15 protein-coding genes are annotated in these 14,312 nt (G+C 32.8%); 6 read left to right on the forward strand and 9 right to left on the reverse strand.

All coding sequences use genetic code 11. The features are described 5' to 3' along the window. Positions 1–252 precede the first annotated feature (252 nt). The 4 genes from ACWA1B_RS16820 to ACWA1B_RS16835 all read right to left on the reverse strand — a co-directional run bounded on the left by ACWA1B_RS16820 (position 253) and on the right by ACWA1B_RS16835 (position 5,919). Positions 253–1,263: a LacI family DNA-binding transcriptional regulator gene (locus ACWA1B_RS16820; RefSeq protein WP_456908854.1), complete on the reverse strand. Its 1,011-nt coding sequence runs from the start codon at positions 1,261–1,263 to the stop codon at positions 253–255. Positions 1,264–1,458: 195 nt separating this feature from the next. Then, on the reverse strand, positions 1,459–2,427 hold the full coding sequence (locus tag ACWA1B_RS16825; RefSeq protein ID WP_456908856.1) for a type I phosphomannose isomerase catalytic subunit: 969 nt from the start codon (positions 2,425–2,427) through the stop codon (positions 1,459–1,461). Between the two features lie 14 nt (positions 2,428–2,441). Continuing rightward, positions 2,442–4,544 (reverse strand): glycoside hydrolase family 97 protein, encoded by a 2,103-nt coding sequence (locus ACWA1B_RS16830; RefSeq protein ID WP_456908858.1) that lies wholly within the window; start codon positions 4,542–4,544, stop codon positions 2,442–2,444. Between the two features lie 139 nt (positions 4,545–4,683). Beyond that, complete coding sequence (locus ACWA1B_RS16835; protein WP_456908860.1) at positions 4,684–5,919, reverse strand: PQQ-dependent sugar dehydrogenase; 1,236 nt, start codon at positions 5,917–5,919, stop codon at positions 4,684–4,686. Positions 5,920–6,129: 210 nt separating this feature from the next. Between ACWA1B_RS16835 and ACWA1B_RS16840 the strand changes: the two genes are divergently transcribed. Together ACWA1B_RS16840 and ACWA1B_RS16845 are read left to right on the forward strand one after the other, a co-directional pair. Then, positions 6,130–7,023, forward strand: coding sequence for a dienelactone hydrolase family protein (locus ACWA1B_RS16840; protein WP_456908862.1), 894 nt, complete (start codon positions 6,130–6,132; stop codon positions 7,021–7,023). A 91-nt stretch (positions 7,024–7,114) separates the two neighbouring features. Continuing rightward, entirely contained in the window at positions 7,115–7,831 is a 717-nt protein-coding gene (locus ACWA1B_RS16845) for an AAA family ATPase (RefSeq protein WP_456908864.1), read from the forward strand. Positions 7,832–8,115: 284 nt separating this feature from the next. Here ACWA1B_RS16845 and ACWA1B_RS16850 read toward each other — a convergent pair whose 3' ends face one another. Both ACWA1B_RS16850 and ACWA1B_RS16855 read right to left on the reverse strand, forming a co-directional pair. Further along, positions 8,116–8,505: a helix-turn-helix transcriptional regulator gene (locus tag ACWA1B_RS16850; protein WP_456908866.1), complete on the reverse strand. Its 390-nt coding sequence runs from the start codon at positions 8,503–8,505 to the stop codon at positions 8,116–8,118. 223 nt (positions 8,506–8,728) lie between these two features. Beyond that, entirely contained in the window at positions 8,729–8,968 is a 240-nt protein-coding gene (locus tag ACWA1B_RS16855; RefSeq protein ID WP_456908868.1) for a hypothetical protein, read from the reverse strand. Between the two features lie 532 nt (positions 8,969–9,500). On the opposite strand from ACWA1B_RS16855, the gene ACWA1B_RS16860 reads away from it, so the two are divergent. The 3 genes from ACWA1B_RS16860 to ACWA1B_RS16870 are packed head-to-tail and all read left to right on the forward strand — an operon-like array spanning position 9,501 to position 10,703. After that, the gene (locus ACWA1B_RS16860; RefSeq protein WP_456908870.1) at positions 9,501–9,983 is read left to right on the forward strand and encodes a hypothetical protein; all 483 of its coding nucleotides are present in this window, start codon (positions 9,501–9,503) and stop codon (positions 9,981–9,983) included. A gap of 12 nt (positions 9,984–9,995) precedes the next feature. Beyond that, complete coding sequence (locus ACWA1B_RS16865) at positions 9,996–10,394, forward strand: hypothetical protein (protein ID WP_456908872.1); 399 nt, start codon at positions 9,996–9,998, stop codon at positions 10,392–10,394. 39 nt (positions 10,395–10,433) lie between these two features. Beyond that, the gene (locus ACWA1B_RS16870) at positions 10,434–10,703 is read left to right on the forward strand and encodes a PrgI family protein (RefSeq protein ID WP_456908874.1); all 270 of its coding nucleotides are present in this window, start codon (positions 10,434–10,436) and stop codon (positions 10,701–10,703) included. Between the two features lie 111 nt (positions 10,704–10,814). Here the strand turns inward: ACWA1B_RS16870 and ACWA1B_RS16875 are convergent, their stop codons facing one another. From ACWA1B_RS16875 to ACWA1B_RS16885, 3 genes are all read right to left on the reverse strand, one after another. Continuing rightward, complete coding sequence (locus ACWA1B_RS16875) at positions 10,815–11,186, reverse strand: SpoIIAA family protein (RefSeq protein ID WP_456908876.1); 372 nt, start codon at positions 11,184–11,186, stop codon at positions 10,815–10,817. Between the two features lie 216 nt (positions 11,187–11,402). Further along, positions 11,403–11,891 carry a hypothetical protein gene (locus ACWA1B_RS16880; protein ID WP_456908877.1) on the reverse strand — a complete coding sequence of 163 codons (489 nt, stop codon included), beginning with the start codon at positions 11,889–11,891 and terminating at the stop codon, positions 11,403–11,405. A 37-nt stretch (positions 11,892–11,928) separates the two neighbouring features. Then, a complete protein-coding gene (locus ACWA1B_RS16885) occupies positions 11,929–12,579 on the reverse strand; it encodes an outer membrane beta-barrel protein (protein ID WP_456908879.1) in 651 nt (216 codons plus the stop codon). A gap of 345 nt (positions 12,580–12,924) precedes the next feature. On the opposite strand from ACWA1B_RS16885, the gene ACWA1B_RS16890 reads away from it, so the two are divergent. After that, entirely contained in the window at positions 12,925–14,238 is a 1,314-nt protein-coding gene (locus ACWA1B_RS16890) for a hypothetical protein (protein WP_456908881.1), read from the forward strand. Positions 14,239–14,312 lie beyond the last annotated feature (74 nt).

Here is a 14,312-nt window from a genome sequence, read left to right on the forward strand (position 1 = left end):
TGTTTTAACGTGATTGTTTTTTAATAATTAGTAATAAATTCGAACTCAATTGTAATAGGTATTTAAAGATCTCCACCTTTAAACACTATGTTTTAAAATTTTTCTACTCTCCAAAAAATCAACATTTTATATTGAAAAAATAAATCCTACTCAAATTCATTTTTTCTAAAATTTTACTAAAACGATTTAGTAAAAAGAGTAAAAAAAAACGCCATGTTTTCTTTCTTTTTATTCCATATGCTCTCAAAAAAATTAAACCGATTCTCTTACAATCAACTTTCCTTTTTTAAGACTTTTTTCAATTTTAAATGTTTCCATATCAGTCATCTGACTCATCAGCAACTGAATTGATTTAACTGCAATATCTTCGATTGGCTGTGCAATTACTGAAATTGTAGGTGTATGTAATTTAAAACTATCATGATCATCAAAACTAATTACTGAGATATCATTTGGAATTTCAATTCCCATCCCCCTAAAAACCTGTAATCCTGCAAGTCCCATGTAGTTTGCTAAAAATAACACCGCATCAATCTGCTCATTTTTTTTAAAAAAATTCATTATTGCAGAGATTCTGGTTTCTTCATTACTATGATAATCAATGTGAAGAACAAGAGATTCATTATACATTCCATGTTCTTTTAAAGCATCTCTGTAACCATCCTCACGCAATGTCATTTGAACCATTTCAGAAGTGTTGTTCACAACAGCAATATGTTGACAACCTTTATTGATTAAAAACTTAGCTGCCGAGTTTGCTGCTTCATAATTGTCCATCACTACATGACTAACTCTTTGCCCAGGAAAATACCTATCTATTAATACAACAGGTTTTTTCAGTTTTAAAAGCAAATCAATTTTCTCCTCCAAGTTTTTAGTCGGCGTAATAATAAAACCATCAACATTTGCCTGTAAAAGACTATGTATCAATTCTTCAGAACGTTCATCGTCATCGCCGGTACTGCAGTAAAAAACTCTGTAATCGATATTTTTTGCTTCATCTTCAATTACTCGCGCTAAATCTGCAAAAAATTGATTCGAAATATCTTCTACTATAAGTCCAATTGATCTTGTTTTTCCAGTTCTTAAACTGGTTGCAATCATACTAGGTCTATAATTCAGACTTTCAGCAACATCCTGTACTTTTTTAATAACAGCTGCACTAATGCCCATTTTCTCCCCCTTACCATTAATAACAAAAGATACTGTAGATATAGAAACTTCAGCTTCTGTAGCAATATCTTTTATAGTAATTTTTTTCATTGAGGTTGTTAATTTTTTATTAAGCAGTTATTAATTCTGTCACAAATATATATTAAAAATGATTACTAAAACGATTTTGTAAATATTTTTTTGAACGAATCATTTTTTTAGAGTTAATATAACATATATTCCTCAGTATTTACAAGGATTATATGCTATATTAATTTTTTTAACCGTCAATTAAATGTTCTTTTTTTATGAGATAAATACTTCTAAAATTGAAGCTGTTCCCTTTACGGTAAAGGTTTTTACTGCTGCCGGAATCAAAATTGTGTCTCCTTTTATATAAGAATAAATCTCACCGTCGATTTCAATTTTAAAACCACCTTCTATACACATATAAACAGTAAAAGTCTCCCCTGTTTTAGTAAAATCAACTTCTCCGTCAAGCGGAATGATATTGGTGGTAAAATAAGGACAATCGACAATAACATTTGATTTATTCTCGACTTTCTCGTAATTTTTATACGTGTAAACTTTATTGTAATTAATGGCGTCTAATGCCAAATCTACGTGCAATTCACGTTTGTTTCCTTCTGCATCTGTTCGGTCAAAATCATATAAACGATAGGTTATATCTGAGGTTTGTTGAATTTCGGCCACAACCAAACCTGCTCCTATAGCGTGAACCGTTCCTGTTTCCAGAAAGAAAACATCTCCTGCTTTGGCTTTTACATCATCTAAAATTGAAACCAAAGTTTTATTTTTTAGATTTTCCAAATATTCTTCTTTGCTTGAATCTTCTTTAAAACCAACTATAATTCGGGCATCTGTATCAGCTTGCATTACATACCACATTTCAGTTTTTCCAAATGAATTATGACGTTCTTTAGCCAATTTATCATTAGGATGCACTTGAATTGAAAGATCTTCCCTGGCATCTAAATATTTAAAAAGCAGCGGAAATTGTTTTCCAAATCGGGCATAAACTGCAGTTCCTAAAATTTCATTTGGAGCATCTTCAATTAATTCTATTAAAGATTTTCCTTTTAAATCACCGTCTTTCACAATACTTACATCGCCTTCAACCGTTGATAATTCCCAGCTCTCACCTGTAATAGCAGAAACAATTGGTTTATTAAGAAGCGCTTTTAATTTTTCTCCGCCCCAAATTCTTTCTTTTAGAATTGGTTCAAACTGTAATGGATAATTTATAGTACTCATATCTAAATTTTTATTTATTTTATAGAAATAGCCACTCCTCCACTAGGAGCAAGTTTTTGTTTTAATTTACTTTTACTGTTTACGGTTATTTTTCGAATACCATACGATTGCGGATTTGTTTTATAATCAGCTGTTTTGCCGTCTTCGTAAATAGTGGCTGTAAATGATTTCCCTGCCGGAAGAAAACTAAAATCAATCAAAGCTGTACGTGAATTTTCATCTGTGATGCCTCCCACAAACCATTCTTGTTTTCCTTTTGTTTTTCTTGCAATAGTTATAAAATCGCCAGGTTCAGCTTCCAGAATATAGGTTTCATCCCAATCTAAAGCAACGTCTCTAATAAACTGAAAAGCATCTTTAAAACGGATATAATTTTCAGGCAAATCCGCTGCCATTTGCAACGGACTATACATTGTTACGTACAATGCCAATTGTTTCGCAATTGTTGTACTCAATTTATTTTTCTTAGATCCGTAAACTGATAAATCGCCCTGAAATATTCCTGGCGTATAATCCATAGGCCCTCCCATTAATCTTGTAAATGGCAAAATAGTAGTATGATCTGGATGAATTCCTTCCATCGATTCAAATTCTGTCCCACGTGCCGATTCCTGTGCAAACCAGTTTGGATAGGTTCTGTGTAAACCCGTTGGACGAACCGCTTCATGAGAATCCAACATAATTTTATGTTTAGCAGCTTCAGTTGCGACATAAGTATAGTGATTCACCATTTGCTGACCGTCATGATGTTCGCCTCTCGGAATAATTGGACCAACATATCCTGTTTTCACAGCATTATAATTATTGGTAGTCATAAAATTTAAGGCATCGTTTAATTGTCTTTCATATTCTGAAGCAGAAGATGTCGTTTCATGATGCATAATGATTTTTACCTTTTTTTGCATTGCATATTCGCTTAGTTCTTTAACATCAAAATCTGGATAGGCTTTTGTAAAACTGTAAATATGCTCTTTTTTAAAAGCGGTATTATCTTCCCAGCCTTCATTCCATCCTTCAACTAAAACAGCATCAAAACCATTTGAAGAAGCAAAATCAATATATTCTTTAACATGCTTGGTATTTGCTCCGTGCGTGTTATTTGGCTTTAGTTTAGAAAAATCAGTCTTGCCAATTACCACATCCTGAGTATCAGAATAAGCCCATGTCGATCCACCTCCTGTAAAATATTCCCACCAAACACCAATATATTTTACGGGCTTAATCCAGGAAACATCTTCAAAGCTGCAAGGTTCGTTAAGATTCAATATCATTTTTGAAGCCAATATATTTCGGGCATCGTCGCTGACTACAATTGTTCTCCAAGGTGTAAAACTTCCGGTCTGAATATATCCTTTATTACCCACTGCATCGGGAACAAGATGTGAACTTAATGAAAAAGTTTTGTCGTTTACATTCAGGCACATTGCTGGATAATTTTTTAAAGCTGCTTCATGAATGTTAATATAAAGTCCTTCATGCGTCTTCATCATCAACGGTGTCTGTGTCGCTAAATTTTTAATTGAACTCTGTGCGGCTAACGGTACATTTACGGCATCATAAACTAAGGCTTGCATTTCAGATATTTTTGAAGTCGTATAGCTGTATTCGTTTGTGTCATAATCACCCGGAATCCAGAAAAGTTTATGATCTCCGGTTAAATTAAATTCGGTTGTTTCTTCCTGAATTATAAAATGACGCAAATTTTCCTGAACAGGAAATTCATAACGAAAACCTAATCCGTCATTAAACAAACGAAAACATACTATTAGCTTTCTTTTACTTTTTTCCTGCACTAATGAAACTTTCATTTCATTATAATTGTTCCTGATTTCTTTTTGCTCTCCAAGAATGGGTTTCCAAATATTATTTTCAGACTGAAATTGAGTATCAACAATCTTAAAATCTTTATTTAGTAAAATATCTGATTTCAAAACAAATCCCATTTTACTTTTCTTCAACACTTCTTTTCCCTTAAAATTCAAAGAATAATCAGGACTTCCCGCTGAATCTAAATGAAATTCCAGCTTCAAATTTCCATCAGGTGATTTTAATTCTTGCGCATTTGTAAACAGGTTTAAAGCAAAAATAAACAGACAACTAAATACTATATTCTTCATGTAAAGTAAATAAAAACATTCCTAAATCGATTTAGTAAAAGTAATAAAATTTACAAAACTCAAATACTTTATTTAAAAAAAAGATTTTGCATTAAAAAAAACGCTGTTGATTTTTTATTCTCAACAGCGCTTTTAGTTTTTATTTCTTGTCAATTTTATAGAGTCGGCCTTGGTCTGTGACTGCATAAAGTGCGCCGTCATTTCCTTGTGTAATATCTCTGAAACGTTGACCTTCTGAGGCCAATAATCGCTCTTCTCCAACAACTTTGTTATTTTCAATTGCAAGTCTCACAATGTGCATACCGCTTAAAGCTCCAATAAATAAATTGTTTTCCCATTCTGGAACACGATTGCCTGTATAAAATGTCATACCGCTTGGAGAAACCACAGGATCCCAATAGTAAACAGGCTGTTCCATACCGCTTTGTTGCTGGATTCCAGCTCCTACTTTTTCACCGCTGTATTCAATTCCGTATGTGATCGTTGGCCAGCCAAAATTTGCACCAGCTTTTAACCTGTTGATTTCATCACCTCCTCTTGGTCCATGTTCGCTTTCCCAAATTTCGCCTGTAACGGGATGAAGCGCCAATCCCTGTGGATTTCTATGTCCTATGCTGAATAATTCTGGTAAAGCTCCAGTTCCTGTAAAAAGAGGATTTCCAGAAGCAGCTTGTCCTTCTTTCGTTAATCGAATTACTTTTCCAAGACCAGAAGAAACAGATTGTGCCAATGGTCTGGTTTCTAAAACTGAACGTTCCCCTGTACTCACAACAAGATTTCCTGTTTTATCAAAAAGAATTCTTCCTCCATAATGAAGATTACTTGGGTTCGCAGGTTTTGCACGATAAATTACCGTTGCTCCTTCAATTGTTTTTTCATCAGTAGAGAGTTTTCCTTTGGCTACAGCCGTGTTATTTCCGCCTGTTGTTGCTTCCGAATAAACCCAATAAATCATTTTATTTGAAGCAAAATCCGGATCAAGGCATAAACCTAGCAAACCTCCTTGGCCCGAAGCATTAACGGCAGGAAGTCCGGTAATCGGACTGCTTACAACCCCAGCAGTAGTTACAATACGCATTTGTCCCGCTTTTTCTGTAATTAAAAGTCGACCATCAGGAAGCAATTTTACTCCCCACGGACTTGCCAATGCACTAGTTACCACAACGCCTTCGTAGCTGGTATTTGTTTTAATTCCATTAATACGGGTTTGGCCTTCAAATGCAGGCTTGTATGCACTATTAGGAGCATTTGTTTCTACAGGATCTGTAACTGTTCCCGGATCTGCAGGATTATCTTTATCATTAGAACAACTAGAGCAGCTTAACGACATAAAAAATATCAGAGAAAGCGCAAATGAGCAGGTTATCTTTTTCATCTTATTTGATTATTTAAAATTAAAAACAGTTTTGGGTAATGTTATCCAAATTTCTAAAATAAGAATCGGTTTGCTTTACATAATTTCTATTAGAAATTGCAGAATTATATTCTATAACGTTGAAAATATGTATTGTATTTTAAAAAGAGAATTAATGATATTTAAAAGTAACGCTTTTATTTCCTAAATTAGTTTTAAAAATTAAAAGCTATGAAGAAACTAAGCAAAGAAGATATCAGTCAGGAAGTATTCGATTTATATGATGATTATGCTCACAATAAAATTGACCGTCGACTATTTATTGAGAAATTATCCATTTTTGCGGTTGGGACACTGACACTTCCGTCGCTTTTGAGCTTTATGACACCAAATTATGTCGACAGCATTTTAATTCAGCCTACAGATCCAAGATTAAAAACCGGTTATATAAATTACGATTCGCCAAAAGGAGGCGGAAGCATAAAAGGGCTTTTATCACAGCCAGTAGAAACTAAAAAGAAACTGCCAGGAATAATTGTAGTTCATGAAAATCGCGGTCTAAATCCTTATATAGAAGATGTGGGAAGAAGAGCTGCAATTGAAGGTTTCATCACACTTGCGCCCGATGCATTATCACCACTTGGAGGTTATCCGGGCAATGATGATGCAGGAAGAGAATTGCAAAAGAAACGTACTCGCGAAGAAATGCTAGAAGATTTTATTGCCGCATTTCAATATTTAAAATCACATAAAGACTGTAATGGCTATGTCGGTGTTGTTGGCTTTTGTTTTGGCGGCTGGATTGCCAATATGATGGCCGTTAAATTACCCGATCTAAAAGCAGCGGTTCCCTATTATGGCGGACAGCCAACTGCTGAAGAAGCAGAAAAAATTAAAACCCCGTTAATGCTACATTACGCAGGTCTTGATACGCGCGTAAATGACGGCTGGCCAGCTTTTGAGCAAATTTTAAACAAAAATCAAGTAGAAAATACTGCTTACTTTTATTCCGGAGTAAATCATGGTTTTCACAACAATACAACGCCAAGATACGATGAATCAGCTGCCACTTTATCATGGACAAGAACGATTGATTTTTTCAAATTGAAACTGAAAAAGAAGTAAAACATAATGATCTAAAAATCAATTTTATCTATAAAGTTTGGTGCGAAAGTATTATGAAATAAGCTTAATTTTGCACCAAAATAAAATTCAAATGAATCTGTACGAGCTTACCGTAAACGATACCGAAAAAATTGCGATTCAGGATCTGTTTTTTAGTACTGAAAATAAAACCGTTTTAGAACAGACTATAAAAGAACATCGCTATATTAACGAGCTGAAAAAATACAATCTTCAGGTTGACAATAAAATATTGCTTCACGGTCATTCTGGCTGTGGCAAAACTACAACTGCAAAAGCTATTGCAACCGCTTTGAATAAAGAAATTATTATTGTAAATCTGAGCACAATTATAAATGCAAGAATTGGTGAAACGTCTAAAAATGTAAAGGCACTTTTTGATAAAGCGGCTCGCGAAAATGCCGTTTTGTTTTTAGATGAATTTGACCAAATTGCCAAAAGCCGTGAAAACGACGACAAAGATGTTGCCGAAATGAAACGTTTGGTTAATACAATTATTCAGTTAATAGATTATTTTCCAGCAAATTGTCTGCTCATTTGTGCAACTAATTTTTATAACAGCATTGATACTGCCTTATTAAGACGCTTTCAGATTAAACTGAATTTTGAAATGCCAAATGAAAAACAACTGGATCTTTATTATGACAAAATCCTGAATTCATTTCCTATTCATTTTCAAGACATTAAAAGAAAATATCACCTTTCATATGCCGAAGTGAAAGATTACGTGAACACCACAATGAAAGGATTGATTATAGCCGAATTGGAAGTTATGCAGAAACAATTTTAAACATTTTCAACGCTATAATAATATCAAAATTGAATTCAGAAAATTGAATTACAATCACGACTTTACAATCCTTTTGTAGTACTTTCAAGCGCTAATTAAAATTTTGTAATTGTACATAAAAAGAAATAGGAAAACCACCTATTTTAAACCCATAAAATCTGTTTAACGTATTGGTGATTAAATTTATAAGTCCATTTTTTTTTTTGACAAATTTCTTCAACATTTGCATTTCAGCCAAAATCTACAATGGGAGCACCAATCATTAAGTCATTAAAACAAAAAAACTAAAGCGGACCAAATTTTTCTTTGTAGCGCTCTAACTCAGATTCGGTTTTAGCGAGAAGTTTTTCAAGAAGCTTGATTTTATCTTCATACAAAAGTTTTAATGTCGCTGAGTTTTCTTCGGTATTAATCAAAATACTTCCGTTGTTATTTCCTATTACTTTATTAAAACTGCTAAAGTATCTTTCACTATCAAAACTTAAAATATCTTCTACACTAACTTCTAAAATGCGGGCAATCTCGACCAGTTTCACATAAGATAAAATGGTTTTACCTTTTTCAATTTTACTATAACCTGCCTGAGTCACGCCAAGTTGTTCCGCCATATATTCCTGAGTGTAATTTTTTAATTCTCGTATGCTTTTAATTTTATTTTTAATCGAAGTGGCCATATTTTTAATTTGGGATCTGGTTTAGCGAATACAGCCCAATACTAAAATTTAGTATTGCAGCTAAACCGAATTTAAAATGGGTTCTAAAGCTACTTCATTCGTAGGTTAATGAAGCAGTTTTATCGTTATTTTTTCTTTGTAGTTATAATAAACCCGTAAACAACAGCAATAACGATAAGAGCTAAGTCATACTGGGGAATGCCGGATATTTTCATTTTTTAAATTATGCGGTTTTCTTTGTGATGCGCTCAAACTGAATATTTACATATTCTTCAATTTGTTTGCTCATATAGTTTTTGTCTTTTCCTTTAATTTTTACAATAATTTCTTTTTCATAACAATCCCGAACTAAAACATAATAATTGAATTCTGCGGAATCATGAAATCGTAAAATAATAAGAATTGTAAAAGATAAAAGCGCTGGAATTACATAATACAAGTCGGCTATTTTTGTAAAAAACATACAATAATAAGTTGCAACTGTGACTAGAACAAATAAAGCGTTTACTAAAAAATAATTTCTTTTTTTTCGAATTAAACCGAGTTCGATTATTTCATCAAAAGTATATTGCCATTTCTTTTTATGGTAGCAAAAATGGACTTGAGTCTGTGTAAAGGTAAGGAACATAAAATTTGAAGGTAAAAAAGATTTTGGGAATTTTTTTTAGCGCTTTTATTGTAATTAAAAAGCTCAAACGCAATATTACGCAATACCTTCTTTTTTTTCTTACAATCTTCCTTATAGAATATAACTGAGAGTTATAATTCATTACAAAAATGTAAAATATTACTTATAATCCATTTTAATTCAGTACAATAACTCATACTTTTCAAGATTGTTCCACTTTACATTTTTACTGTTAAAAATATAAGCAGCTGTTAATTATGCAACTATAATTAAAATTCCTATAAGAACTTTTGCCTGCCAAGATTGTAAATTTGTAAAATAGCGGTTCGCATCCAGAAAAAATAACAGCAATTAAAAAAACAGCGTTATGGAAAAGTATCAAAACCCCGATTATAATCAGCACGATCCTGATTTTATTGAACAAAATATTATCGTCAACGGCTCTTTTAATGAGGACGAATTCAAAGAAGATTTAAAAAATCAGGAACATCATGAATTTGGCGAAAGCGATCCAGATTATATTGATCAAAATACAATTGTTGATCCAGACAATTATGCCAGATCTGAAAATCCATATCAATATCAGGACGAATTTATAGACGATTCGAGACATTTGTCTCAGGATTTTGAAAGTCATACGATAAAAGCCGAAAATATCCCAAATCAGGAACGTGTCGTAAATGAAGACGATGCCATTACAAATGATGAAAGAAAAAATGATTTTGAGCCTGATTTAGATTTTGAAAGCGATTTAGGTAACAAAAACGAAGAAGATCTCGACCACGATGATACTGAAGATTTAAATGATTTTGACGCAGAACATTATCCTGAAAATCATCCAAGAGCGTAATTAACTGCAAATATGAATTTGATTACGCAAATTATATGGCTTTTTGTTCTAGCTGTTCCAATCGCTTGTATCAGCTGGACAGTTACGCATGAGGAAATTTTTCGGGAACCGCGTGAATGGTGTGTCAAACATTCAAAATTCGACAAAACAATTTTGTCACGAAAAGCCTTTTATCTTTTCACTTGCGAATATTGTTTTAGTCATTATGTCACAATTGTGTTTTTAATCCTTTGTGATTATAAACTTTTGTTAAATGACTGGCGCGGCTACATTTTGGCAGGATTCTCGCTGGTTTTTATAGCAAATATTTATATGAGTCTTTTTGCTCTGCTTCGACAGGCTATTAAAAAAGAAAAAGCAGAAATTGAAAAGATTGAAAATGATACAGACGTTGAAAAATCGTCTAATTAGATATCAAAGTTAGTTTAATTGAATAAAATAATTATAATTATGGAAAATTTGAATTTTATAGATCCTTTATTACATGGAATAACACCTAATCCAGCTTCTAAATTATCAGTAAAAAACTTGGTTTGCGCTGGAATCGGAGCGCTTTTAGTTGGTGCAGTTTTAAAGAAAACCGGGCATAATAAATCGGCAGCAGTTGTTGGAAGCTTAGCATTACCTCTTTTAACTACAGCTTGTTACAAACAAATCTCAAAATCATACAAAGCAAAAAAAGAACTTACAGAAAGTAGCGGAATTGAATACAATCACTAATTTTTCTCTACTCAACTCTAAAATAAAAAAGCGCAAATTCAAATGGATTTGCGCTTTTATTATTTGATTTCTGCTGAGAAACCTGAAACTCGGAACCTAGAACAAGTAAAATTAAATATTAATATTTCCTTCAACCCAATTTAAGGCTTTATTGAAGTTTTCTTTCTTAAATCCGTGGAACTCACCCGGAACCACAAAACTAAATCCATTTGTAAAAGAAATAATATCTTCTGAATCTGAAATTATTGCGGCTCTGTTCCATTTTCCAAGATGTTTTAAGCCCAGCAACGCATCCTGAAGCCAGGCTCCAACAGTGAAATTTTCAATATCGGTATCAAGAACCAACAAAAAATTAATTTCGTTTGTCTGTTTAACCAAATGTTCAACTGCAGGAACAACAGTATTCAAAAAGTCTTCTTTTGTTACTTCTGCCAAAGCTCTAAAAGCAACAACATTATCCGTGGTATCAATTTGATGTATCATAATCGTATTATTTTTGTATGTTATTTAATTCGAGATTATTATTGATTAAAAAGTGAAACACATGCATAAAACTCCAATCAAAAATAACTCCTGAATACCTTTTATATATTATATTATCTCTTGGTATTCTTATAAAATAACGATGTCCTTTTAGCTGCATCAAAAGGACAGAAAATAAGAAAGCGATAATACGGCTTTGGCATTATCGCTTTTTCATTACTTTTTATTGATTTTTGTTTTTTCTATTTCGTCAATAAAAGGAATTGAATTTTGAATTTCACCTCTTATCGTAACTTGAAGATATTGTTCAAGTTGTACAAATTTTGCAGCATTTCGACCGCCAACAGCTTTTTTGACCTTGCCATAAGTTTTGGTCAACAATTTATCATAGTCGGTGACGTTTTTTAAACTTGCTTCAGTTAACGTTGCCGCTTTTGTATCATCAAGATTCGCATAATTATTTCCGTAATCATTTATGATTTGCGCTTTTTGCTGTCCCAGCGCTTTTCGTGAAACTTCATACTCGTCATATATTTTTTGAAATGCTGAAGCCTGAGGCTCTGACAAATTCATATATTGTCTAACCAAATCTGCTTTAGATTTTCCATAAATGGATTGAATCACCTCAACATCTTCTTTTAAGCTCGATTGAGCAAATGAATTTAGAGAGAAAACAATAAGCGCTAATAAAACTACTTTTTTCATAATTTAAATTTTAAGAATTAAAATGCTTTACAGCGATTTATTTTTTAAAATCATAACATAAAACAGCTCCTAAACCAAATTGAAAAGTAGAGGCATAATCAGTAACTGCCACAGGTCCCCAATAGTAGTCCCAGTAATAATCATATCCAACAGCTGCCGACATAGATTGCAAATAAGCATTAAGATTAATTGAGAACGCTGAATCTGTTTTGATTTTTACACCTCCTTTAATTTCCCACGCAAAATAAGTTCCACTACCACTCTTTGGTGATTCAAGAATTGCAATCCCTGCACCAGCTCCTAAAAATGGAAGTGCTTTTTGAGAACTTGACCCAAAATAATAGGTGTAATCTGCTAAAACATAATTAATAGCGCCTTTATCATCTCCGGCATTTACCTGAGTTCCAGCAGGAATAGTACCATTGTTCAAAGGAATCTTTGTGTATAAAGGCATTTTTGTATCAAGTCTGTTATATTTTAATTCAATAGAAGCGTTATCCATTATAAAATATTCCAAACCTGCACCATACTCAAAACCATCTTCCACCTTTGCGTATGAGGAATCAAAATCTACTTTGTCTGAAAAGGTATAACCTCCATACAGATTAAGTAAAAACGCGCCTTGACCTTGCGCTGACATTGTCAGAGAAAATAAAAAAACAACGAATAATAAGTGATACTTTTTCATAATTTGATTTTTTAATTTGTTTGTAATTTGGTTTCTTAACTAATAGTTTTTTTTGATAATTAATAAAGTCCACACATCTTCTAACCTTATAAGAGTAACTTATTATTTATCAACGATGTAAACCCTGATTTGATTTAGCCCAAAATTATCCAAATTGAGAACAGTCAACCGCAAATTAGCAGCTCATAATGGTTTCAAATTATAATTTGAAACCAAAAAATTACTTAAATCAAAACAATCATAACATACAAAACAACATTTATCTATTTGATTTACATATATTTACTAGTAATTTGATTACAAAATGAGTACATTAACAAAGTCTTTAATTTTAATCGAAAAATCATGGCAGACGTTTACAAAGTAGTTATTAGTCTTTATGCCGATGTCTATAAAAACATTGGCACCGATGGAAAACCCAAAGGAAAAAACAATACCATCCTCATGGGTTCATTTGTGAAAATTTTGCAGGAAGAAAATGGCAATTGGCAAAAAATAGTAGCTTTTGGAAAAGAAGGCTGGATTGACAAAACCTCCCTCGGTGATTCGGCTCATTTAAAATGTTTTTATGTAGATGTTGGTCAGGGAGACGGTGCATTGCTTGAAGTTGGAAATGACGCAAACGGACTTAAGATAATTATTGACGGAGGTCCAAATGATAATTTAAGCCATTATTTGAGCAAATGGCAGTACAAATATTATTTTGACAAAAACAAAAAAGTTCATCTGGATTACATTTTTGTCAGTCATTTTGACAAAGACCATTATCAAGGTCTTATTGACATTATTAACGATGACCATTATACCATTGGAACCATTTATCATAATGGAATTGCAAAATTCAATAGTGACAAAGTGAATTTTCCGGATGAATATAATACCAAACTCGGAAAGAAATTTAAGCACAATGGCGAATATTATCTTGAAACTTCATTTAGCACTTTGGCCGAATTTAATGCTTTACAAGCCAAAGGCGGAATGTTGGATTTACAAGAAAAATTTCTAAATGCTGTCAATACTGCCACAAGTCAAGGGCGTCTTGGTAATTTCATCCGATTGGATCATAACAGTCTTATTGATTCAAAAATAATTAATAATAGAAATTTTTCGATTGAAGTTTTAGGACCTGTAACGTCGAAAATCGATAATAAATTGGCTTACAAATATTTTGATGATGAAGCACATACCATAAACGGACATAGTATTGTTTTAAAAATAACCTATGGTAACCGTTCCTTTTTGTACGGAGGTGATTTGAATATTCCTGCTGAAGATCATTTACTGGAACATTACAGCACTTCAAATCCGTTTGAGGTTGATGTAGCAAAATCCTGTCATCACGGAGCATCAGAATTTACAACTGCTTTTATGGAAAAAGTAAATCCGTATGCCACTGTAATTTCTTCGGGAGATAATGAAACCTACTCACATCCGCGTGCAGATGCCATTGGCTGTGCCGGAAAATATACAAAATCAAAAAGACCTTTAGTTTTTTCAACTGAATTAGCGCGCTCAACTGCAGAAGGAAGTACTAGAATAAAATACGGAATGATTAATATGCGTTGCGATGGCGACAACATCATTATGGCACAAATGAAAGAAGCCGTCAGCAGCGGAAGTCTCTGGGATTTATATGAACAGAGTTTTTTTAATGTGTGATTATTTTGTTTCAGGTTTCATGTTTGCCATTGATTGTGAATCTAAACACATTTCAACTTTAAACTTGAAACAAA

The sequence above is a fragment of the Flavobacterium xizangense genome (genome assembly GCF_054075145.1).